The sequence below is a fragment of the Rhodococcus sp. BP22 genome, from assembly GCF_014281965.1.
In the GTDB taxonomy this organism is placed as follows: domain Bacteria; phylum Actinomycetota; class Actinomycetes; order Mycobacteriales; family Mycobacteriaceae; genus Rhodococcoides.
Map to the genome: position 1 here is coordinate 154672 of NZ_JACFTB010000009.1, position 20491 is coordinate 175162.

At 64.0% G+C, this 20491-nt stretch carries 22 protein-coding genes and 2 pseudogenes; 12 read left to right on the plus strand and 12 right to left on the minus strand.

Going from position 1 to position 20491, the window contains the following annotated elements:
- Nucleotides 1-273: 273 nt before the first annotated feature.
- The 6 genes from H2510_RS19005 to H2510_RS19025 all read right to left on the minus strand — a co-directional run bounded on the left by H2510_RS19005 (nucleotide 274) and on the right by H2510_RS19025 (nucleotide 5205).
- Nucleotides 274-1188: an SDR family oxidoreductase gene (locus tag H2510_RS19005; protein ID WP_261393050.1), complete on the minus strand. Its 915-nt coding sequence runs from the start codon at nucleotides 1186-1188 to the stop codon at nucleotides 274-276.
- 261 nt (nucleotides 1189-1449) lie between these two features.
- Nucleotides 1450-2262, minus strand: a complete 813-nt coding sequence (locus H2510_RS19010; RefSeq protein WP_186629832.1) for an enoyl-CoA hydratase/isomerase family protein — start codon at nucleotides 2260-2262, stop codon at nucleotides 1450-1452.
- Entirely contained in the window at nucleotides 2259-3275 is a 1017-nt protein-coding gene (locus tag H2510_RS19015) for a TIGR03617 family F420-dependent LLM class oxidoreductase (RefSeq protein ID WP_186629833.1), read from the minus strand. Before H2510_RS19015 ends, H2510_RS19010 begins: the two co-directional genes overlap by 4 nt.
- 14 nt (nucleotides 3276-3289) lie before the next feature.
- The gene (locus H2510_RS20960; RefSeq protein WP_261393051.1) at nucleotides 3290-3496 is read right to left on the minus strand and encodes a hypothetical protein; all 207 of its coding nucleotides are present in this window, start codon (nucleotides 3494-3496) and stop codon (nucleotides 3290-3292) included.
- Nucleotides 3412-3777 (minus strand): TetR family transcriptional regulator, encoded by a 366-nt coding sequence (locus tag H2510_RS20965; protein WP_315901444.1) that lies wholly within the window; start codon nucleotides 3775-3777, stop codon nucleotides 3412-3414. The genes H2510_RS20960 and H2510_RS20965 overlap by 85 nt, the downstream gene beginning before the upstream one ends.
- A gap of 327 nt (nucleotides 3778-4104) precedes the next feature.
- A complete protein-coding gene (locus H2510_RS19025; protein WP_186629834.1) occupies nucleotides 4105-5205 on the minus strand; it encodes a TY-Chap domain-containing protein in 1101 nt (366 codons plus the stop codon).
- Nucleotides 5206-5324: 119 nt separating this feature from the next.
- Between H2510_RS19025 and H2510_RS19030 the strand changes: the two genes are divergently transcribed.
- From H2510_RS19030 to H2510_RS20985, 8 genes and pseudogenes are all read left to right on the plus strand, one after another.
- The gene (locus H2510_RS19030; RefSeq protein WP_186629835.1) at nucleotides 5325-5492 is read left to right on the plus strand and encodes a hypothetical protein; all 168 of its coding nucleotides are present in this window, start codon (nucleotides 5325-5327) and stop codon (nucleotides 5490-5492) included.
- A 46-nt stretch (nucleotides 5493-5538) separates the two neighbouring features.
- Nucleotides 5539-5838 carry a DUF2510 domain-containing protein gene (locus H2510_RS20970; RefSeq protein ID WP_261393052.1) on the plus strand — a complete coding sequence of 100 codons (300 nt, stop codon included), beginning with the start codon at nucleotides 5539-5541 and terminating at the stop codon, nucleotides 5836-5838.
- Nucleotides 5835-6359 carry a DUF2510 domain-containing protein gene (locus tag H2510_RS20975; RefSeq protein WP_261393053.1) on the plus strand — a complete coding sequence of 175 codons (525 nt, stop codon included), beginning with the start codon at nucleotides 5835-5837 and terminating at the stop codon, nucleotides 6357-6359. The genes H2510_RS20970 and H2510_RS20975 overlap by 4 nt, the downstream gene beginning before the upstream one ends.
- 163 nt (nucleotides 6360-6522) lie before the next feature.
- Complete coding sequence (locus H2510_RS19040) at nucleotides 6523-7083, plus strand: DUF5067 domain-containing protein (protein WP_186629836.1); 561 nt, start codon at nucleotides 6523-6525, stop codon at nucleotides 7081-7083.
- 77 nt (nucleotides 7084-7160) lie between these two features.
- Nucleotides 7161-7550, plus strand: coding sequence for a hypothetical protein (locus H2510_RS20980; RefSeq protein ID WP_261393054.1), 390 nt, complete (start codon nucleotides 7161-7163; stop codon nucleotides 7548-7550).
- Nucleotides 7551-8148: 598 nt separating this feature from the next.
- The gene (locus H2510_RS19050; RefSeq protein WP_186629837.1) at nucleotides 8149-8808 is read left to right on the plus strand and encodes a TetR/AcrR family transcriptional regulator; all 660 of its coding nucleotides are present in this window, start codon (nucleotides 8149-8151) and stop codon (nucleotides 8806-8808) included.
- Complete coding sequence (locus tag H2510_RS19055; protein WP_186629838.1) at nucleotides 8805-10376, plus strand: MDR family MFS transporter; 1572 nt, start codon at nucleotides 8805-8807, stop codon at nucleotides 10374-10376. The genes H2510_RS19050 and H2510_RS19055 overlap by 4 nt, the downstream gene beginning before the upstream one ends.
- Nucleotides 10377-10830: 454 nt before the next feature.
- Nucleotides 10831-11176, plus strand: a pseudogene (locus H2510_RS20985) (transposase); the annotation flags it as partial.
- A 279-nt stretch (nucleotides 11177-11455) separates the two neighbouring features.
- Here the strand turns inward: H2510_RS20985 and H2510_RS19060 are convergent.
- The 4 genes and pseudogenes from H2510_RS19060 to H2510_RS19075 form a co-directional block, all read right to left on the minus strand.
- Nucleotides 11456-11854 (minus strand): hypothetical protein, encoded by a 399-nt coding sequence (locus H2510_RS19060; RefSeq protein WP_186629839.1) that lies wholly within the window; start codon nucleotides 11852-11854, stop codon nucleotides 11456-11458.
- Between the two features lie 283 nt (nucleotides 11855-12137).
- Nucleotides 12138-12647 (minus strand): SRPBCC family protein, encoded by a 510-nt coding sequence (locus H2510_RS19070; protein ID WP_186629840.1) that lies wholly within the window; start codon nucleotides 12645-12647, stop codon nucleotides 12138-12140.
- Between the two features lie 830 nt (nucleotides 12648-13477).
- Nucleotides 13478-13560: pseudogene (locus tag H2510_RS21135) on the minus strand (cold-shock protein); the annotation flags it as partial.
- A gap of 83 nt (nucleotides 13561-13643) precedes the next feature.
- Nucleotides 13644-13904, minus strand: coding sequence for a helix-turn-helix transcriptional regulator (locus H2510_RS19075; RefSeq protein WP_315901440.1), 261 nt, complete (start codon nucleotides 13902-13904; stop codon nucleotides 13644-13646).
- Nucleotides 13905-13987: 83 nt separating this feature from the next.
- On the opposite strand from H2510_RS19075, the gene H2510_RS21140 reads away from it, so the two are divergent.
- Nucleotides 13988-14122: a helix-turn-helix domain-containing protein gene (locus H2510_RS21140; RefSeq protein WP_315901441.1), complete on the plus strand. Its 135-nt coding sequence runs from the start codon at nucleotides 13988-13990 to the stop codon at nucleotides 14120-14122.
- Between the two features lie 105 nt (nucleotides 14123-14227).
- Here the strand turns inward: H2510_RS21140 and cydC are convergent, their stop codons facing one another.
- Both cydC and H2510_RS19090 read right to left on the minus strand, forming a co-directional pair.
- Nucleotides 14228-15955 carry a thiol reductant ABC exporter subunit CydC gene (gene cydC, locus H2510_RS19085; protein WP_186629841.1) on the minus strand — a complete coding sequence of 576 codons (1728 nt, stop codon included), beginning with the start codon at nucleotides 15953-15955 and terminating at the stop codon, nucleotides 14228-14230.
- Complete coding sequence (locus tag H2510_RS19090; RefSeq protein ID WP_186629842.1) at nucleotides 15952-17565, minus strand: ABC transporter ATP-binding protein; 1614 nt, start codon at nucleotides 17563-17565, stop codon at nucleotides 15952-15954. Before H2510_RS19090 ends, cydC begins: the two co-directional genes overlap by 4 nt.
- Nucleotides 17566-17607: 42 nt before the next feature.
- Between H2510_RS19090 and H2510_RS19095 the strand changes: the two genes are divergently transcribed.
- Genes H2510_RS19095 through H2510_RS19105 form a run of 3 tightly spaced genes read left to right on the plus strand, consistent with a single transcriptional unit; the run spans nucleotide 17608 to nucleotide 20454 of the window.
- Nucleotides 17608-18717 (plus strand): iron ABC transporter permease, encoded by a 1110-nt coding sequence (locus H2510_RS19095; protein ID WP_261393056.1) that lies wholly within the window; start codon nucleotides 17608-17610, stop codon nucleotides 18715-18717.
- The gene (locus H2510_RS19100; protein WP_186629843.1) at nucleotides 18714-19523 is read left to right on the plus strand and encodes an ABC transporter ATP-binding protein; all 810 of its coding nucleotides are present in this window, start codon (nucleotides 18714-18716) and stop codon (nucleotides 19521-19523) included. The genes H2510_RS19095 and H2510_RS19100 overlap by 4 nt, the downstream gene beginning before the upstream one ends.
- Nucleotides 19524-19530: 7 nt before the next feature.
- Nucleotides 19531-20454 (plus strand): ABC transporter substrate-binding protein, encoded by a 924-nt coding sequence (locus H2510_RS19105; protein ID WP_186629844.1) that lies wholly within the window; start codon nucleotides 19531-19533, stop codon nucleotides 20452-20454.
- Nucleotides 20455-20491 lie beyond the last annotated feature (37 nt).

Sequence of the window (20491 nt, forward strand, 5' to 3'; positions counted from 1 at the left end):
CTCCGACTCGGTCTTCATCGGTAACTGCGGTCGGATCTGTCTCCGGGACAACGAGTTTCAGCGTGCTGAGATAAGGCGACCTCACCGAATCTCGTCAAGGAGTCAGTGACCGCAGACACCGACTCGCGTCGACTGGAGCGTTGACGGCGACACTGCGCATCCCTGATGCCACGATCGTCGGCAGAACGTCAGTTGGCGACCACCGCTCCACAAACGCATTGATCGAGTCCTGCAGAGCCACGTGCTCCTCGGGTAACCTCAGGCATCCCCGCTTCACTGTGCACCCCATGGACCACACAACTGCTCGGACATCGCCCAAAGCGCGTCAGCAGCAATTGGGTCGGTAGCATGCGCCGCCGCCTGCACAACGGCACAATCGGCAAGATACAACCCCCCTCGGTCAAGAAGATCTGCGGTCGTGGCCGCCCACACCGATGTCCGTGCACCGTCACGCACACTGGCGTAAACGATCGGCGGCGGAGTCGCTCCGCTTTCGACACCGGCGCGCGAAGCCACGAGACGCTTGAGATGACGCATATCGTCTCTGCTCATGTAGCGACCAAGCGAGGTGTTCACAGTTCCCGGATGCACGGCAAATGCATGCACCCCACGACCTGCGAATCGTTGCTCGAGACCCACGGTGAACAAGATGTTGGCTGTCTTTGCAGCCGCATAGGCCACGAACTTGTCGTATGGGCGCCGCTCCCAGTTGGGATCGGCCAGGTCGATACCGTTCGCCCGATGTGCGTGGCTGGACACGTTGACCACGCGAGCTCCATCGTCCGCAAGCAGGAGCGGCATCAACAGTTTGGTCCACTCGAAGTGGCCCAGACAATTCACTCCGAACTGAAGTTCGAATCCCTCCGCGGTTCGCTCCAGCGGGGTGTACATCACCCCCGCGTTGTTGACCAGAACCTCGATCGAGGTGTACCGCTCCCGCAGCTGTGCGGCTGCCGCTCGGACACTGTCCAGCGACGCGAGATCCACGGCGATTACGTCCAGTGAAGCTCCCGGACAACGCTCCAGAATCGAGGCCCGTGCCGCGGCGAGTCGCTCGGAACCTCTACCGGCGATCACGACGTGGAGGCCCTGCTCAGCGAGCCTAGCCGCGGTCTCGAGACCTAGGCCCGCCGTAGCACCCGTCACCACATGAACGCCGACACTCGGCCTAGCGCTCACAGTATTCATACCCATCTTCACTCCTCCTTCTGTCGAGGCGGACATTCGTCCTTCTACCTCGAATAGCAGCGCCAGCAACGGAATACGAGCGCTCTCTGATCATCTCTCAACTCAGTTCCGCAAAGAAACACCGTTCGGTGATGGAAACAACCGCACCTCGGTAGTCACCCGAACGTCGAGTCCATCCAACGCGGGACCGAGGACCGTCAGCAACTTGCCAGCGGACGACGGTGCCTGAACCGACTCGATCAGGTTTCGACCGAAATCCATTTAGTTCCAGGGCAAATCCTTCCAATCCGAACTAACACCGGCCACCCATTCAGGATCGCGATGTTCGAGAAATGCGCGCACTCCTTCACTCGCGTCGGCTGTACCCATGACGCGGTGGTGCAGTTCGGTCTCGTATGCGGCGACCTGCTGCGGCGTAAATCCATACCGGGCCGTGTCCCAGAGCAACCGCTTGCTCAGCGCCGCTGACATCGGTGCCACATTGGTCGCAATGTCGCGAGCCACCTCCAACGCGGCGGGCAGCACCTCCTCGGCCGGCAGGCTTCGGCTCGCAAGACCCGATCGCACCGCTTCGCGGCCATCGAAGGCTCGCCCGGTCAGCAGAATTTCAGCTGCCGCGGCCATGCCCACGGCTCGGGGCACGGTCCAATGCGACATCGCGTCAGGAACCACCCCGCGCCGCACCTGTGGGATCGCGTACTTGGCCTCGTCGGCAACGATTCGGATGTCTGCTTGCATGGCGATGGTGAATCCGATTCCGATCGCGTGACCGTTCATAGCGGCGATCACCGGCTTTCGAAGATCGAAAGCGGGCGGATCAACCGGGGACGCGGTGAAGTCGTCGCCGAGGGGCGCGGCGAACGTTTCCCTGCCTGCGCTCAGGTCTGCGCCGGCGCAGAACGCGGGCGGGGTACCGGTGAGCACGATGACCCGGACGTCGTCGTCCGCGTCGAGTTCGCGGTAGTAGTCGCCCAACATCCGCCCCATCGCGCCCGAGAAGGCATTGCGCCGCTCCGGCCTATTGAGGGTCAGAAGTGCGATTTTGTCGGCGATTTCGACCAGAACATCGCTCATGGCGCCAGCACCTTCATCGCCGCAGCCAATTCCGCGATGTGCTGCCCCTCGACCTCGTAACCGGGGAAATAGCAGCACACACGATCCGCGTGATCCCCGAACCGCGTGACGATTTCGGCTGCGCACTGTTCGGGCGTTCCGTGCACCGCGAGGGTTGTGAGCATTGTGTCGTCGATCAGATCGGTCATCGCAGCGAAATCCCCTTGTTTGGAAAATGCGTTGAGCTTCGGCTGGAGGTCCAACCACCCCTCCACTTCGAGGACAGGCCGGTACGCAGGGGTCGAACCATAGAAGGCAAGCAGACCTCGCACGCCCCGTGCTGCTGCTTCGAGCTCCTCCGGGGTGCGGCCGACCCCCACGATCACTTGCGGGTAGATCGCTAGATCCCCAGCGGTGCGTCCACTGCGTGCGAGCCCCTCCTCCACTGCCGGTACTGTCCGCTCCCGAAAGTGCCGAACGCTGTTGAACGGCATCACCAGCAAGCCATCTGCCACCTCGGCCGCCGTGCGGGTCATGATCGGGCCGAGTGCACCTAAGCAGATCGGCGGTGGTCCAAAAGGATTGGGCCCTGGATCGAACGTCGGGGGCATCAGCGTGTGCGAAGTAAACTCCCCTTCGAACTGCAGGCGCGAATAGCCCTCCCACGCATCGAAAATCGCCCTGATCGCCAGGACCGTTTCACGCATGCGGGCCGCCGGGCGAGACCAGCGCGCCCCGTACCGCTTCTCGATGTGCGGACGGATCTGCGAGCCCAGCCCCAACCGAAACCGGCCACCACTGAGGGCCTGCAGATCGTAAGCGGTATGCGCGAGATGCAATGGACTGCGGGGCAACGCGATAGCGACATTCGTCATCAAGTCGGTCTCGACCGTGGCCGCCGCCGCGACCAACGGCAGGAATACATCATGTGCACCTTCGAAAGTGAACAGCCCGTCTACTCCGTGTTCGACGAGTTCGCGTGCACGCCGCGCCGCGCCCTCTGGGCGACCGTCGAGTTGGATGTCCATCTTCACAGGTCTTCTTCCTTCTACTCGGCGGCAATCTCAGTGCTGTGACGAGCCAGAACGTACAAGGCATTGCCTAACGACTCGACGAACGCCTCACCGTCGGCGCTGCCGTGGAGCAGACCGCGAATCGACGTTGCGCCGACTAGGATCTCGAACAGAATCCACGGGTCGACCCGCCCGAGATTCTCACCGCGATGCTCAGCCAACTGTAGGCGCGCGGCGAACACGTCCCGAACCGTCTCGCAATGCCGACAAGCCGTTCCCGATCTTCTTCCGTGGAGACGTCAGCGAGGAGTCCAGGGATGCCGACGTGCGCCGCGGGACCCGCTGCGCGGGCAAGAAAAATGCGTATCCAGGTGACGAGATCCATGCGCAAGTCATTCGTCGGTTCAGGAAACTCGTGATTGCCCGGACCGTGAACTGCTTCCTCGAGGAGCGCCGCCCGAGTCGGCCAACGGCGATAGATTACCGGGGCATTGACTTCGGCGCTGCGCGCGATTGCACTGATAGTCGTCTGCTGGTAACGAAGCTGCGCCCGCCGTCGTTCCGTTGGAGCCTGATCGAACCGTAACGGGAGTCGAGCATTTCGTGGGAAGGCACGTACTCGATGCTAAATGTCGGCCGCGTTGGGATCGTGAACGGCCGACACTGTGAATCCGCCAGATCGAGGTATCGGCGGCGATGGTGGCGAGCGCTTCAGAGGTGGCCCAGCAGCCATCACTGCGGCCGGCGAAAAAGCAAGAACCCGCACCTGCCGTTAAGGCAGAGTGCGGGTTCTGTGGGGTTGGGCGTGGCACGGCCCGGTCATTGAGTTCTACGGCGTGCGGTTTCGAGATCAGTCCGTCATTGAATCGTTGCGGGCAAGCCCCAACTCGACCTCGAGATAGGGCAGCGCTTCGGCTTCCCAGGAGGAAACGGTGATTTCGCTCGGACCGGCGACACCGAGAACATCCCGGAACGTGGCGGCCGTCCGCTGTGCCACATCGCCCAACGAGACATTTCGCCAATGACGCACCCGCGGTCCGGTCCATCCCGGAACCTCAACGCCGTTGGCCTGCTCAGGTTCCCACTTCCAGCCCAGCCGTGTCATCCTCTGATGGAACTCGTCCCGTGTCAGCCCTGCCGACTCCCACATGACCAATGAATTGACGATGGCGAAGTTGTGGTTCATAAACTGGACGAAGCATTCGTCGCGATCGGCACCTGGCGCTGAGAGCGTCACGAGCCCACCCTTGGGCAGGGTGGTGAGAACCCATTGGAAACGTTCGACGAAATCGAGCCAATCGACACATCTGTCGACGGCACCCCGGTCACTCGGACGATCCGGGGCAATCGAGGTCAGTCGGCGCGCTATTCCATAGAGAGCTTTCACGGGTCCTGCATCGTCGAACGTGCTGTAGCGCAGCCGCGCCGGTGTCGCGCCCAGCCCATCACGCAGAACCTCGATCACCGCAGCAGCGATCTTCAAGCGTTCGGCGTGGTCGTCCGGCCAATAGGTCTCCCATTGCAGCGCTGTTTCCGGACGCCGGACGACTCGTTCGTATGCTCGGTGGTCGGCAGGCCGCGCCAACTCTTCGGCTGACCATTCTTCGGTGGCTTCCTCAGCCTGGGTGACCCACAACGGCTCAGGGTTCCACCGGGCCAGTTCGGATACGGTTCGGGTGCGCGAGCCCGCCGAGTAAATGGTCGTCACCGATGACCTTCGATGCGATCGAAGCACCGATACCAACCGGTCCCGGACATCGGGCTCGGCAGGGACGGGAACCTTGATCTGCGGCTCGTCGCAGTCGATGTAAAACAAGACCTCGTAACCGGTCGCGGCGTCGTGCAGCCGAATACCGTTTTGGTTTTCGTCGCGCGGTTCGTCCTCCTCGCTGAAGTTGAACAGGTACTCCGGCATCTCCTCGAGCACCCGCGCCCAGCTGTATTCAGTCATCGCTGCCTCCCCTATCCCGTTGTCAACGCGAACCGTACCGGCCCTTACCGACGACCTTTGATGCTGCAGGTCAACGAGGTCAGGGTCTGATTCGCATAACGAACCGCAGGTAGAACCTGATGAGCGTCAGAGTCGAACCGGAACCTCGGGTACGCGCACTCGCTCCCGATTTCGAGACCGAGAATCGCGGATTCATCACGGAGTCGCTGGATGGTCGACGGTGCCTGTTCTGCGTCGAGAAGGAGGATCGCGCCAGTGTCCTCCGGGGTGCAGAGTTCGCCGATTAGACCAAGCACCTCGGTGTGGGCGTTCCCGCTGGGTGGATCGTTGCGCATGGTGCCTCCTGAGGAGATAGCGGGCCAGGGCGTCAGTCCCCCCCCCCCACACACACCCCCGCCCGGATGGCACCCGGACCCGAGTGAGCCTGGACTGCTCAGATATTGGGACGGAACCCAGTGGACCGAGCACACCCAGAGCGCAGCCGAGCCCACAGCAGCGGGGCCCACAGCAGCGGAGAACATACCTGCGGACCCTGCGGAGGTCGCGGCAACAGACGAGCCCGGCCGCACCGGCGTACCCAGCGCGGTCAAGATCGTCGGGGCATCGTCGCCGCGTTCGTTGTGCTCGGGGTGATCGGTGCCGTGTTCGGTGACGAGGAGTCTTCCGATGACTCCGATGCTGCCGCGCCGCAGCCGACCTCGAGCTCGGCTGCACCGAAGGTAACGACGCCCGCCCCGTTGGCCACAACGACGAACGCGCCGGCCACCACCACGGCTGTTCAGCCGACCACGACCACTCCGGCGCCGGCCGCGGCTCCTGCGACGTACGCGTCCAATCCACGGTGTGCCCCGGCGAATCAGTCGCTAGTGGACCAGGTCACGGCAGGCTTCTCCGAATCGGGTCTGACACTGACAAACGGCACGGTCATCGATGCAGGCGAGTACACCTATGTCGGCGGAACCACTGTTGACGCCGCAGGTCGTGTCGAGAACCGATCGGATGTCTGGGTGATCTCGGACGGGGCTGTGTACGCCTCTACCGGAGGAGCCAGGAACACCACGACCTGGCCGAAGGCCAGCTCGAAACTCGGTATCTCCGCCGGTGATCCTGACGTCCAAGCCGTCGACACCTGCGTCGTGGAACGCACTCGGTGACACTGTCGCCATCAGGGGACAGCAGTGCGGATCGAAGCGCAGCGTGATTCGGGCGTGAGGTCGGTGACTAGAATCCCGCTGCACCTGATGGTGGGACGCACGCCGTGCTAATCCCTAGCATCGGTTTCTTGATCATCGCTCGACATTCACCAAGGGACACCATATGCACCGCATAAGCAAGCTTTCTGTCTCCGTCGCGACCGTCGGCATCGCGGCAATCGCTCTCGTCGGCTGCAGCTCGGCAGGATCGCCTGCCGCAGCCGACGAGAACTCGACAGTCACAGTCGACGCGCCGGCCGCGGCTCCTGCCGAGGCGTCGTTCGTGGACAGCGTCCTCACGACGAAGGACGTCGTGATCGCGATTACCGATGTGAAGACGATTCAAGTGGGCGAGGAGGGCAACGAGTACGGCAAGAAGCCCGTCATCGCATTTCGGTACGACACGACGAATGTTTCCGGGAAAGAGACCGATCCCACCACGGCGTGGATGTTTCTCTTCGAGGCGTACCAGGACAACGATCCCAACGCGGAGAACAAGCTTGGTGTCGGGTCACTGCCGGACGATGCGTTCCTCGATTCGCAGACGAACAAGATCAAGCAGGGGGGCACTGTCCCTAACGCGATCGCGTACGAGTTGTCCGACACTACAACCCCCGTGAAGTTGGTCGCCTCTACATTCCTGGGTCAGGACGAGATCGGATCGATGACCTTCGAGCTGAGGTAGACGCCGAGACGCAGCACATCGAGAGCCCCCAGGATTCCAATCCTGGGGGCTTTCCTGCGAGCGGGACTGTTCAGGCGGTGGTGTGGTCGGTCGTCCTGCTGCGGCGTCGCGGGTCCACTGAGGGACTTCGCGTCCGCTGCGTTGGCGGATGGCGATGGACGCGCGGGCAGCGACTGCGGCTACTCACGGTCGTGCTCGCCGATGGTTGGGGGTCAGAGCTGCTTGCGCATCTTCACACGTGCGTGCGCGTCGGCTCCGGTCATCTGGTGCGTTCGACGTATTCGGAGAACGTCCGCTTTGCGGTCGCGCTGGGCCGGCTGTCCGCCCGTACTCTCCTCGACGGCAGCGGGCGTCCGCGTTACGACCGCTCGGTCGCGATCCGCATTGCGCTCCGCTTCGGGTACGACGAGAAAGCGTTGATCCGCGCAAAGACCGATCCAGGAAAAGGGCAAGACACACTTTTCTGACGCGACCATCGACCGTGGTCGCCCGATGCGGGAGCCTGAAATTTTGCGCGAATCAGCCCCTGACCGCACCTTGCCCGACATTTTTCGCCCGCCAGCCGGCCGCGGATACCCGTTGAGTCTTCCGCTGGAATCAGCATGTGCGTGCAACGCCCGTCTGTCGGCTCGGACATCTCGGCCGGACCACGCGCATGTTCGTGCCTCGCACGAGACCTCTTGTTGCATCTCCACACACAAGCGCCGGCGTCGACGTTCTTGTTCAGGATGGCATCCGCCCGCTCCGCGAAATCTTCGGCACTCCGGGCCTCCTCATGTACGTGGATCCGCCTCGCATACCGACCCTCGATCGGGAGGCATGGACGGGGCAACAAGGCGCTCGGGTTCACTGAGAGACAAGGGAAGGCGCTGTCACGTTGGGCGGCACGAACAGCGACAGCCTTCCCGTATGCAATCGATATTCGGGACTCGATCAGCAGAAACCGGTCTGAATAGGCGACATAAAGACATCGCGCCGACGCTGCCACTCCCAGGTCCGCATGTGATCAAGTTCTCTTCGTTACAATTAGTGCAGCACTGCATAATTGCGTTAATGTAATTATCCATGAGTGAAAAGTCGACGCCGACTATCGAAGTCGCACCTGCTGCGGCCGTGCCGTCGCTGCGCGAACGCAAGCGGGCCCAGACATGGCAGTCGATTCACGAGGCCGCCGCTGGCCTCGCAATGTCCCACGAGCACATCGTCGACGTGTCGGTGGACATGATCGCCGAGCAGGCAAACGTCTCCCCGCGCACCTTCTTTAACTATTTCTCGTCGAAAGAGGACGCGATCTTGGGTCAGCGCCCACCGGTCATCAGCGAGGAAGTCGCCGCGAGCTTCGTTTTCGAGACCGAGGACGACGCCGTTGAGAAAGTCGCATTCCTGCTCTTGTCCGTGCTCCGGGAAACGACTGCGGGCATCGGCCCAGAGCAGCGCCGAACCCTGATGCGCCGCCACCCAGGCCTTGTCCACCGCGGAGTCGACCACATCGATGATGTCCGGCACCTAGTGCAGGACCTGGTCTCGACACGGTTGGCGCAACAAAGCCGGTGGCACGCGCGCCCCGATGTCGCGGATGCCGCCCAGCTCATCGTGCTCTCCGCCAGCGCAGTCATGCGCACAGCGATCCCCAAACTGCTCAACGCACCGGACCCGATAGCCGAGGCGGCGATCATGCACCAAGTCAGCACGCTCTTCCAGGAAGCCACGAGGCCCCAACCATGACCAATACACCCAACCTCGACGAAGTCACCCCCGCGCAAGACAAGCAGGCGGCCCGCGGCGTCAAACTGCTCTTCGGCGGCCTCATGCTCACCATGCTGCTCGCGTCGCTGAACCAGACGGTGCTCAGCACCGCGCTGCCGACCATCGTCGGAGAGCTGCACGGCATCGACCAGATGCTGTGGGTGATCACCGCCTTCATTCTCGCGTCGACGATCATGATGCCCATCTATGGCAAGCTCGGCGACCTCTTCGGCCGGAAGTCATTGCTGCTCATCGCCATCAGCATCTTCGTCGGCGGGTCCGTCGTCGGCGCGTTGGCCCCGGACATGACGTGGCTGATCATCGCTCGCGTCATCCAGGGCATCGGCGGCGGCGGGCTGATGATCCTCTCGCAGGCAACCATCGCGGACGTGATCCCGGCCCGCGAGCGCGGTAAGTACATGGGCATCATGGGCGGCGTCTTCGCAGTCTCCTCCGTCGCCGGCCCGCTGCTCGGCGGCTGGTTCACCGAGGGTCCCGGTTGGCGCTGGGTGTTCTGGATCAACGTGCCCGTTGGCGGGCTGGCACTGATCGCCGCCGCCGCCTTCCTGCACCTACCCAGGCGCGAGCATGTCAAAGCCCGTATCGACACCGCCGGTATGGCACTGCTAACTATCGCGACCACCGCGATCGTCCTGTTCGCCACCTGGGGTGGCTCGAAGTACGACTGGACTTCGCCCACTATCCTCGCGCTGGCCGCAACCGCCATCATCGCCGGCGCCGTGTTCGTCCTCATCGAGCGCCGCGCTGAGGAGCCCATCATCCCGCTGCACCTGTTCGAGGACCGCAACTTCAACCTCACCACCGGCGCGGGCCTGCTGACCGGTGTCGCGATGTTCGGTGCCATCGCCTACATGCCCACCTACCTGCAGATGGTCACCGGCCACAGCGCCACCGTCGCCGGACTGCTCATGATCCCGATGATGGCCGGGATGCTCGTAACCTCCGTCGTGGCCGGACAATATGTGTCCCGCACGGGCAAGTACAAGAAGCTCCCAATCGCTGGATCCCTGATCGTGGCTCTGGGCCTGTTCCTGATCTCGACCGTCACCGTGGACACTACGGTCTGGGTCATCTGCTCCTACCTTGCGGTGATGGGCATCGGGCTCGGCACAATGATGCAACTGCTGGTGCTGATCGTGCAGAACTCGTTCCCCATCGAGCAGGTCGGCACCGCGACTGCGTCGAACAACTACTTCCGCCAGATCGGCGCCACCCTCGGCACCGCGGTCGTCGGCAGCTTGTTCACCTCTCGGCTCGCGTCATTTCTGCTGGACCGGATGCCCGCGGCCCCCGGCGGCGGCACCGACACCCACTCACTGACGCCCGCAGCGGTCTCGCAGCTTCCCGACGACGTCCGACTGCCGATCGTCTCGTCCTACAACGACGCGCTGATGCCCATCTTCCTGTACATGACACCGCTGGCGCTCATCGCTGCTGTAATCCTGTGCTTCGTCGTAGAGAAGCCTCTGGCCACCTCAGTCAATCGCAAGGGCGCTGCAACCGAGGACACCGTGCTCGTCGACTAGACGGCGTCTCTCTGTGTCAAGACGGACCTCTGGCCCGGTTGTAGAGAGGAATGTGACGGGTTCGGGAAGTGACTTGTCCAAAGTGGCGGCGTGCGGGGTGCCAGCCGGCCGCGCAGGACGATAGAGCCGCCCCCGGAGTGTCCTCCGGGGGCGCCGCCAACTCTGTCTCCCCGGCGGCTCGTTTCCGTTGGTAATAGGCGCGTCCGGGCGTATCTCGACCGACTTGGGTGATGTCCATGGTGGACAGAACGTAATTCAGCTGCCGGTCTCCGCCCGCGAGAGCCTTTGACGGACAACGTCACCGGAGGACACCTCGATGGGCCACCGGTATAGCTGGCGAACGCGGCGGCCGAGCGGAACCTGTCGAACGCGGCGGCCGGGGCGAGGATCTTGCCTTCGCTGCGGACACCGATCCCGCACAACCCAACTCAATGAGCTGCCGGACTGACGACCGCTGCTTCGATATCGCCGACAGCCTTTGCTATCCGCCTATCCACCGGATCACGGTGAGATCCTCGGCTGGTTGCGATCACTGTCGGGGCCGGTGACGGTGATTTATCAGGCCGGCCCGACCGGATTCGGTTTGTGCCGAGCCCTGAATCAAGCGGGCGTGGGGGGTGTGGTGGTGGCGCCGTCGAAGTTACAGCGACCGGCGGGAGATCGGATCAAGACCGACGCTCGTGACGCACTGCACCTTGCCCGACTTTTGAGACGAGATCGTGCAGGTTACTGCTCTTTCGGTCGAACAGGAGGCAGCTCGTGATCTGGTCCGTGCACGCGGCGACGCTCGCGTAGAGCTGAACGACGAGAGTGTGGTTGGGGGCGCATCCAAACGAATGCGACCCCACCTGTTACCTCGGTCTCGGTCTCGTGGCTCACGCTCCAGCGCGTTCGAGTTCTTCGGCGGCAATGTTGGGCGCGTCGAATATTGCTAACAGGCCACCGGCCTACCCACCTCGATCCACCGATGCCATTCGGGGTTGCAAAGATCGCTAGCCCAGGCCGCCGTCGACAGGTGCGAGAGATACACAGCGGAGGTGGAACTTTCAGACGTCGATGCCCACCAGGGCCTATCGCAATCAGGAGCCGAAGAATCCCAAGTCGATCGAGCCGACGAAACCAGGAGCCTCCTTGGCCAGCGGCTTGCCGTCCCGTCCAGCAGGCAGTGCAACGTTGAGACTCTGCAGGACCGTCGGAGTAATGTCGGCGATCATGTAGTCGGCCGTGGACTGACCTGCTGCGTAGCCGGCGCCACGAGCGATCACGAACGTCGTTGCCTCCGCATCGCTTTGGCCATCATGGCCACCGATCGGCGTGTGACCCTGATCGGCAGTTACCACTACTGTCCACTTCTCGCCGGTCTTGGCCGCTCGCTCGTCGACGGCGTCGATGATCTTGCCGACCTCCACGTCGACGGATGCGATGGACTCGGCGTAAGCAGGTGCATTCGTTCCACCGCTGGGTCCGGGCGACGTCAACCTGATCGAGCTGGGTGAAGATGAGATCCGGCCCCTTGGCAGCGATGGAGGCTGCGACAGCGTCCGCAGTTGCACTGTCCGTCGCTGCATTTGAGCCGGCGCCTCCTGTGGTGACAACGACGTCAGCCTTAGGCTCACCGCTCGACACGATGTTGTTGATACCGCCCGCATTGAACGACTCGGCCAGGGCATTGTCCGCGTTCGTACCGACCGATCCCATCGACTGCATGACGCCGAGCTCCAGGCAAAGAGTCGCGGCGCTCCACCTGTCATGTGCATGACTTCAGGATCGGATCAGCTCAGAAGCTCCAGCTTCTTCGACGATCCGCTTGACAGCTTTCAGGGTTGTGGGAATCCCGGACAGGGCCGCGTCACGTCGCACTTCGAGTTGATGTTCGGCGTCCTCCCCGAACATCTTGTCGAATACCTTGAAGCCCTCGGGCTGGACCGCCCAGGACTCGGTGAGCGATGTGCCATTCCCCTCGGGCATCAGGGTATAACTCCAGCGGACTGCGTTACCCATAACAAGCCAGGAGAACTCGGCCGGTTCCTCAGCCGCGACTACTAGGGACTCTGTCTCCCAGATCTGGCCGTTTGCCTCGTTCCGACCATAGAACCAGGCGCCGACCTCGGGGCCGTTCGCCGGCGCCTTCCACCATGCAGCGCGGCAGATTGGACTCCACTCACCTGTTCGTTCGATCCGGGTCACCACATCCCATACCTGCTGTGGGGCGGCGTCGATGTGGATCGACTCGGAATGGGAGTAGTGGCGATCGCGAGTGGTCTGCGCCATCAGTCTGGAACCTTTCTTGACGATTCGAGTGTCAATTACAGAATGGCACAAGGCTGCTGTAAACGAAATTTGATCTTGGGCTTGGCATCTGAACACGACGCGATCGCCGTCGGCGCGCTGTTCCACAAGTCCCGACGTCGACCGACTTACGGAACTAGGGGCCGCCTCGAGTCGAGGACACCGATCGCGCGGCCTTCGTCCGTGATCCGGCCGGGGAGTGAGGAGTACGCCGCCACCGCCGAGAAATGCCATGCCCCGATCCGAATAAGATCAGGGGCATCCGTCACCTGCGGGAGAATCGCTCATCCCGCAGGTAGAGTTCATAGTTGTATGCCTCGTCCGTTGCAGTGCCAGAGAGTCCTGGTCGCTGCGGCAACGACAGATGCGCAACCTTTCAGGCGTGATCCGGGCACCGCAACTCCGGCGCTACTGTCCATCCGCTCGCGGTGAGTCACCGCAGCACCGGACCCGTAAAACCGTCGCCTCTTTGGGCGGTCTGCGCGAGAGCGCTGGCGAGGATCGGCCTGTCAGCAGACACCGCTCACACAGCGTCGAACGCCGGCGGCCCAGGTTCACACTGATGACAATGCGACCGAGCAACAACCACATTCTCGTGCTCGGCTCGTACCCGCAGCTCGGGACAGATCCGGGATGTTCGCACCGCTACAACAACATCCGAGGCCGTCACCGCTACCAATGGCACCGGGGGGCTTGCTCAGACACCCCTAGACGGTGGTACGAGGAACGTTCAACATAGGCCGGATACCGCACCGCCGCGCGGCCGCGGACAGCGCGAGCGATCTCGTCCTCGCGGAGGAAAGCCTGCACGATTAGACAGTGCGCACATTGGTGGCCTGGGGCCCTTCTGGCCCTGGCCAACCTCGAATTCCACACGCTGGTTCTCGTCGAGCGAAACAATCTGGACCCGCCGCCGAGAAGGAATAACCGACCTGTCCGGGCTCATCCATCACAACGACCGCGGATCGCAAGGCGCATTCAACTGGTCGTCGCAACACCGGCGGACTCGATCGGCTCGATGAGGTCGGTCATCGCGCAGTCGAGCACATCGAGCAGGGCCATGAGGACTTTCAGGCTCAACCGTTCCGGCCGGTCCACGACGAGCCGGTACACCTGAGAGGAGGACAGCCGAATCCCGCGCCGGGCCAGCGGCTCGATCATTTCTGTGGTCGAGAACATGCCCCGGCCGGCCATGACGTGGCGCAGGTGCCAGTGGTAGTCCAGTTTCGCGGCTATCACGGGTTCCTTTCCTCTGTTGTGTGTGGCTCTAAGGCGGGCGATAGGGCTCGGCGCAGTGCTGTGTTCATAATGTCGTCACTGACGTGGGTGTAGATCGCCGTCGAGCTGTCGCACTGATCAAACAAGCGAAACGGATGCGGGAGAACGGAATGCAACTGATCGACATCGACGAAATCCTCGGCGTCGGAAGGACAACGCTGTACCGGCATCTGAAATAGATTCACCAACAGGATAATTCGTTGTGCTTCGAGTCTTGCCGACACTACAAGGTGGCACCACCGAATCAGTACCTGTATCTTCCCGAGCGCCGTTGCATTCGTGGGCTATTCGCTGAACTCAAGTGTTGGCTGCACCGAGAATCCGCATACGGATAACTCCCCTTCCTTGATCTCGACGACCGCATCGCACATCCCGAGCGTCGCCCGGCGGTGCGTGATCCACAGAACGGTGCGGTCGCCAAGCGTGTCCGCGAGTCGGCCCAGGACACGACGCTCGGTGGCCGCGTCGAGTTCGCTCGTGCCCTCGTCGATCACGATGAGACGCCCTCCGTGCATCAGGGCGCGGGCGAGCGCGAGGCGCTGACGCTGACCGCCGGACAGTTCGGCGCCGCGCTCACCGACGCGGGTATGCATGCCGCCGGGCAGCTCCCGGACGGTATCGGCGAGATCTGCCACATGCAGCGCATGCCACATCTGATCGTCGGTCGCATCCGGATCGGCCAGGCACAGGTTGTCGGCGATGGTGCCGTGAATCAGGAAGGGTTGCTGGTCGACTACCGTGACGCGGCGGCGCAGCTCGGCCGACGGGATGCTCCGTATATCCACTCCGTCCCATGCCACGGTCCCGGCGGTGGGGTCCCAGATCCGGGCGACCAACGCGCCGATCGTGGATTTGCCGCTGCCTGTCGAACCGACGAGCGCTAGGATGCGCCCGGCCGGGATCGTCAGGTCGATCCCGGTCAGCACCGCAGGCCGGGAAATATCGGACGGGTAGGTGAAATCGACTCCCTGGAGACGGATCTCGGGTGCGTTGTCAGCCGGGATCCACACCTCGCCCGGGGCTGGTTCCGGGGCCGCGGGCTCCTCCTCCGCGATTGCGCGCACGCGTTCGAGGGACGTGCGGGTACTCCCCAGGAGGGCAGCGAAGCCGTTGACTGCCTCGAGTGCCGGGAACGTCGCGACGGCGACGGCCACCGCGACGGCGATCGAGACCGCGTCCAGGTCGATGACCATCCCGGCTCCGACGATCGCGATCAGTACGCCGGCCTGCGCCGCGCGCGTCGCGCCGGCGCGGATCGACGCCCACCTGGCGACGATCCGGTGCTGTGCAGCGGACGCGGCGTCGAGTCGGGTCATGTTCTCGCGCCGCCCCTCCCCGGCGTCGTACGCGGTGATCTCGCGCAACCCGCCAACGGTGTCGGCCAGGTGCGCCGACACCGTTCCGCCGATCCGCACCGTCTGCCCCTCGGCCCGCTGCGCAGTGCGTCGGCCGACGAAGGGAATCACGGCGCCGAGTAACAGCAGAAACGGTGCGGCGACGAGGGTGATCGCCGGGTCGACCCCCACACCGAGGTAGACGAGCACGCCGGCCGGCACGATCACCGCCGCGACGGCGGGGACGACGGAGTGGGCGAAGAACACCTCGAGGCGATCGATGTCGCGGGTCACGCGTGCGAGCAGGTCGCCGGTGCGGTGCCGCACCGTCACCGCAGGGGCCAGCCCAGCCAAACGCTCGTAGAAGAACACCCGCAGCATCGCCAACGCCCGGAAGGCCACCCAGTGGCCGGTGTAGTGCTCGAGGTATTGGAACAGCCCTTTGATCGCGGCGAGGGCAAGAAGTACCCCGAAGACCTTCCAGGGTGCGCCGACACCGGTGGTGGCCGCGGTGACAACTGCGTGCGCCGCGAATCCGAGAAGGGCAATGCCCGCGGCGAGTTCGACGATGCGGCACAGCACGGAGATCGCGAGCGGCCACCGCACGGGGCGTCCGAACGCCAGCAGCCAACCGGTCATGGTGGTGTGCCCGGCGACGCGGGCGGTGGCAGTGCTCATGCACTCACTCCGATCTCGATGGTGCGGTCCGCGAGAGCAAGTAAGCCCGCGGAATGGGTCGCGATCACCAGGGTCGTGTGCCCGGCCATCGAGGCGAGGGTCTCCGCGATCAAGGCTTCGGACTTGGCATCGATGTGGCTGGTCACCTCGTCCAAGACCAGCACCGGCGCGCTGCGCAACAGGGCACGGGCGAGCGAGAGCCGTTGGGCCTGCCCTCCGGACAAACTCGCACCGAACTCCCCTACCTCGGTGTCGAGACCGTTGGGCAGGGAACGGATCTCGACGTCGAGATGTGCATGTTCGAGTACCTCCCAGAGTGCGGTGTCCGTCGCCTCGGGTGCGGCGAGGCGCAGGTTGTCGGCGACGGATCCACTGAACAGATAGGTGTTCTGGTGCACGGCTGCGACGAACACGCGTGGGTCGGCCGGCGCACCGTCGAATTCGACTGTGCCGGTGTCCGGTTGCAGATCCCCGGACAGAAGTGCCAGCAGGGTGGACTTCCCGCCCCCGGACGGACCGGTGAGAACGACAGTCTCCCCGGCAGCTACCTCGAATGTCTTCCCTGACAACAACTGTGGACGCCCCGGATAGGTGAAGTCCACCTCGCGCAAAGCACACGCGGCGCGTTTCCCCGCCACCGCCTTCGGCACCGGGCCGGTCGTCGGGACCAGAGGGCGTGTCTCTCCGATGAGGGCGACCGCCTCACGCTGGGCCGCGGCCCCGGCCATACCGATGTAGAAGAACTGACCGATGTAGTCGATCGGTGCGGTGAGCAGGAGCGCGAGCAAGACCAGCGTCATCGTGCGACCGGCGGTCAGCTCCCCGCTTGCCCCGAGATGCACCGCGACAGCGCTGGCGGTGCCGATCAGTCCACCGTAGAAGACGATGTCGGTGACAAGGAGGACGATTTGGTTCCCGAGTAGCAGACGCATCACAGTGCGACGCTGCTTCTCACTCTCGGCTGCCAGATGGGTGGCGTGCACGGCGGTACGCCCGAGTAGGGAGACGGTGTGTAGTCCACGCAGAGCTTCGAGGAATTCCCCTGCCAGCCGGCGGGACTGGGCGCGGTAATTCGCGGAGGAACTCCGGAAAAGCTGTTGGAAACCTCCGACCAGGAGGGGCGCGAGCAGGACGAGAACCAGCAGCAGAGCCGCCAGCGTCCAGCTCACCGTCGTCGCGACGACCGCCAGGACGATCAGTGGTGCGGTTGCGGCCGCAACGATAGACGCGACGAATCCGCCGCGCAGGGCGGCGATCTTCGCGGCACCGTCGATCCCGGTGGAAACTATCCGGCCGGCTGAGGGCAGTTCTGCGCGGGCGACCACTGTGTCGGCAGCCAGGATCCTGGTCAGCAGGCCGGCGCGCACCGTGTGCTCGGCGCGGCGCTGCGCCCGGTCCTCGAGCAGAGGCGCGGCCGCGGAGACCACGGCGAGAACTGCTGCGGCGAGGATCGTCGGTATCCAGGTCGATCGGAAGGTGCTGTCGGTCAAAGTATTACCGAGCGCGAGATAGAGCAGGCAGGTGGCAACCGATCCGAGCCAGGCGAATGCGACTGCGGCGCGAACCAACATTCCGATGGGTAGGGGCAGCGTCGAGGAGGGGTGACTCATGCCCACCTCCTTTCCAGTAATGACAACTGTTATCGTTTTCGTTTGCCAGGATCGTACTGCATCGAAAGGCCCACCCTGTTGCCTCCCAATACCCCCGCTGCCGAGAGTGCTGTAGCCACCCAGCCACTGGCCATCCGGCCACTGCACCTCCCGGCCGCGCTCGCCATCCCTGCCGGCGTGCTCGTCCTCGCATCCCTGGCAGCGGTCTCGCTGGGACCCGTATCGGTGCCCTGGTCCGACGTGCTCTCGGCCGTCACCACCCGAGGTGAGAGCGGCCTTCCGCACGCCGCGCTCGTCTGGGATGTGCGGATGCCCCGTGTTCTGGTTGCCGCGCTGGTCGGTGCGGCTCTCGCAGTCGTCGGTGCGGTGATGCAGGCGGTGTTCCGCAACCCTCTCGCCGATCCCGGTATCACTGGGGTGTCCTCCGGCGCCGCGGTCGGTGCGGTCACGGTGCTCGTCACAGGAACCTCCGTGTTCGGGGCCGCCACCCTGCCCCTCGGCGCCTTCCTCGGCGCGGCGGTGACCGTGTCCGTGCTACTCGTCATCACACGCCTACGCCGTGATACATCCCCCGTGACGCTCGTGCTCATCGGCATCACCCTCGGCTCGTTCTGCTCCGCACTGACCGCCGTGCTCGTCGCCAACGCACCCGAGGACTCCGCGGTGCGGTCGGTAATGTTCTGGGTCAACGGCGATCTCACAGCCCGAGTGTGGAGTGATATCCACCTGTGCGCAGTGCCGATCGTCGCGGGGACCGCCATCTTGCTCTCTCGCCACCGGGTACTCGACGCGATGCTGCTCGGCGAGCGCACCGCGACGAGCTTGGGAATCGACGTGCCCCGACAGCAACTGCTGCTATTGCTGACCGGCGCTCTCGTCACCGGTGCCGCAGTGGCCGTCGCGGGCGTCATCGGCTTCGTCGGTCTGGTAGTTCCCCATGCCGTCCGCCTGATCGTAGGGCCGCGCCACGCCGTGCTGCTGCCCGCCTCCATGCTCACCGGCGCAGCGTTCCTCGTCCTCGCCGACCTCGGCGCCCGACTGATATTCGACCCTATCGTCCTCCAAACCGGCACCATTGCAGCCCTCGTGGGATCGCCGGTCTTCGGCTATCTCGTCCTGCGCGGCAGTAGCGAACAGGAGGCCCACGCATGAAACCGGAAGTACTACTCAGCCTGCGCGGCATTCGTATCCGCCGTGGGCGTCGGATGGTCGTACCCGACCTCGACCTGGACATCGCACCCGGCACGGTCGTCGGACTCATCGGACCCAACGGCTCGGGCAAAACGACGCTACTGGCGTCCATCAGCACGGGAAACTCCGTTTCCGCAGGCGAGATCCATTGCGGAGAAACGGATCTGACCCGACTCCGGCCACGACAGCGCGCCCGGTACATCTCCTTCGTCCCCCAACAGACCAGCCTCGGGTTCGACCTGACAGTCCGGCAGATCGTCGCACTCGGAACGACCGTGACTGGATCGGCCGCAACCCGGGACGCCCTCATCGCAGGGGCCATGGAGAGCGCCGGCTGTACGCACCTCGCCGACCGGCCTGCCTCCCGACTCTCCGGCGGAGAGAGCCAACTCGTGCACATTGCCCGCGCACTCGCCCAGAACGCCCCCATACTCGTGATGGACGAGCCGATCTCCGCGCTCGACATCGCCCACCAGATCACCGTCCTGACCCTCGCCCGCGCCCACGCCCACGGCATACAGGGCGAGCGCCGACGGGTGGTGATCACCAGCCTGCACGACATCGACCTAGCTGCCAGGTTCTGCGATCACCTCGTCCTGCTCGATGCCGGACGCATCGTCGCCTCCGGCGCCCCCGCCGACGTTCTCGATGCCGACCTGCTCACCGACGTCTACGGCGTTCGTGTGCACACCAGTCTGGACGAGAGCACCGGCAGCGTTCGTGTTACCGCTTTTCCCACCGCCCATCCCGTCAGCATCCACCCCTGAGGACACCATGACCACGCCTTACCGCCGACCTCACCTAATCGCCGCACTTCTCTCCGCTGCCGTCGTCACTCTCACCGGCTGCGCCTCCTCACAGAATCAGACCGATCCCGACAACACGACTTCTACTGCGCCGCAACGTATCGCGGCGATCTCACCGGACGTAGCCGAGGCCGTCGCCACACTCGGCGGCGGTGACCGGCTTGTACTCATCCCGGGCACCCAGACCAACCCTGCCCTGACCAACCACCTGCCGGTCATGCAGTCCGTGACAACGACACTCGCGGCCCACGGCGCCGCCGACCCCGAGCAAATCCTGGCGACCAGACCCGACCTTGCGATCATCACGCCTCGCCACGAGGGTGAGAGCGATACCACTGCACTACTGGAAGCATCGTCCGTGCCGGTACTGACACTGCCGAACTCGTGGCAGACCGGCGAGCAGATGCTCAACAACATCACCCTGATCGGGGACGCCATAGGCACCCCGGACCAGGCTGCGGAACTTGTTCGAGAGATCAGCGACGCGTTCGAGGCAATCGAACCCCTCACCGGTCCGTCCCCGACTGTGCTCGTTCTGAGCAATCAGGCCGGGCGCCCTATGGTCAACGCCGGAGACGGATTCACTCTCGATCTACTGACCCGTGCCGGCGGTCGCAACGCCGCCGCTGATGCAGGCCTGACCCGCACCTCCTTCGCGGACCCCGAACAAATCGTCCGAGCGAACCCCGATGCGATCCTGCTGGTCGACATCCTCGGAACCGGTAAGGACTCATTCGCATCGGTTCTGACAAACCCGGCGGTCGCCGAACTGGCCGCCGTACAGCAAGACCGGATCATGCTGCTCGGTGGGAAACAAACCCAGGCCTTCGGCTTGCGGTCGGCGCCCGAAGGCCTCGTCCAGATACGCGACTGGCTCGCCGACCTCGGCTGATCGTTTACAGACGACTCGCGACACATGAACTAGCCGC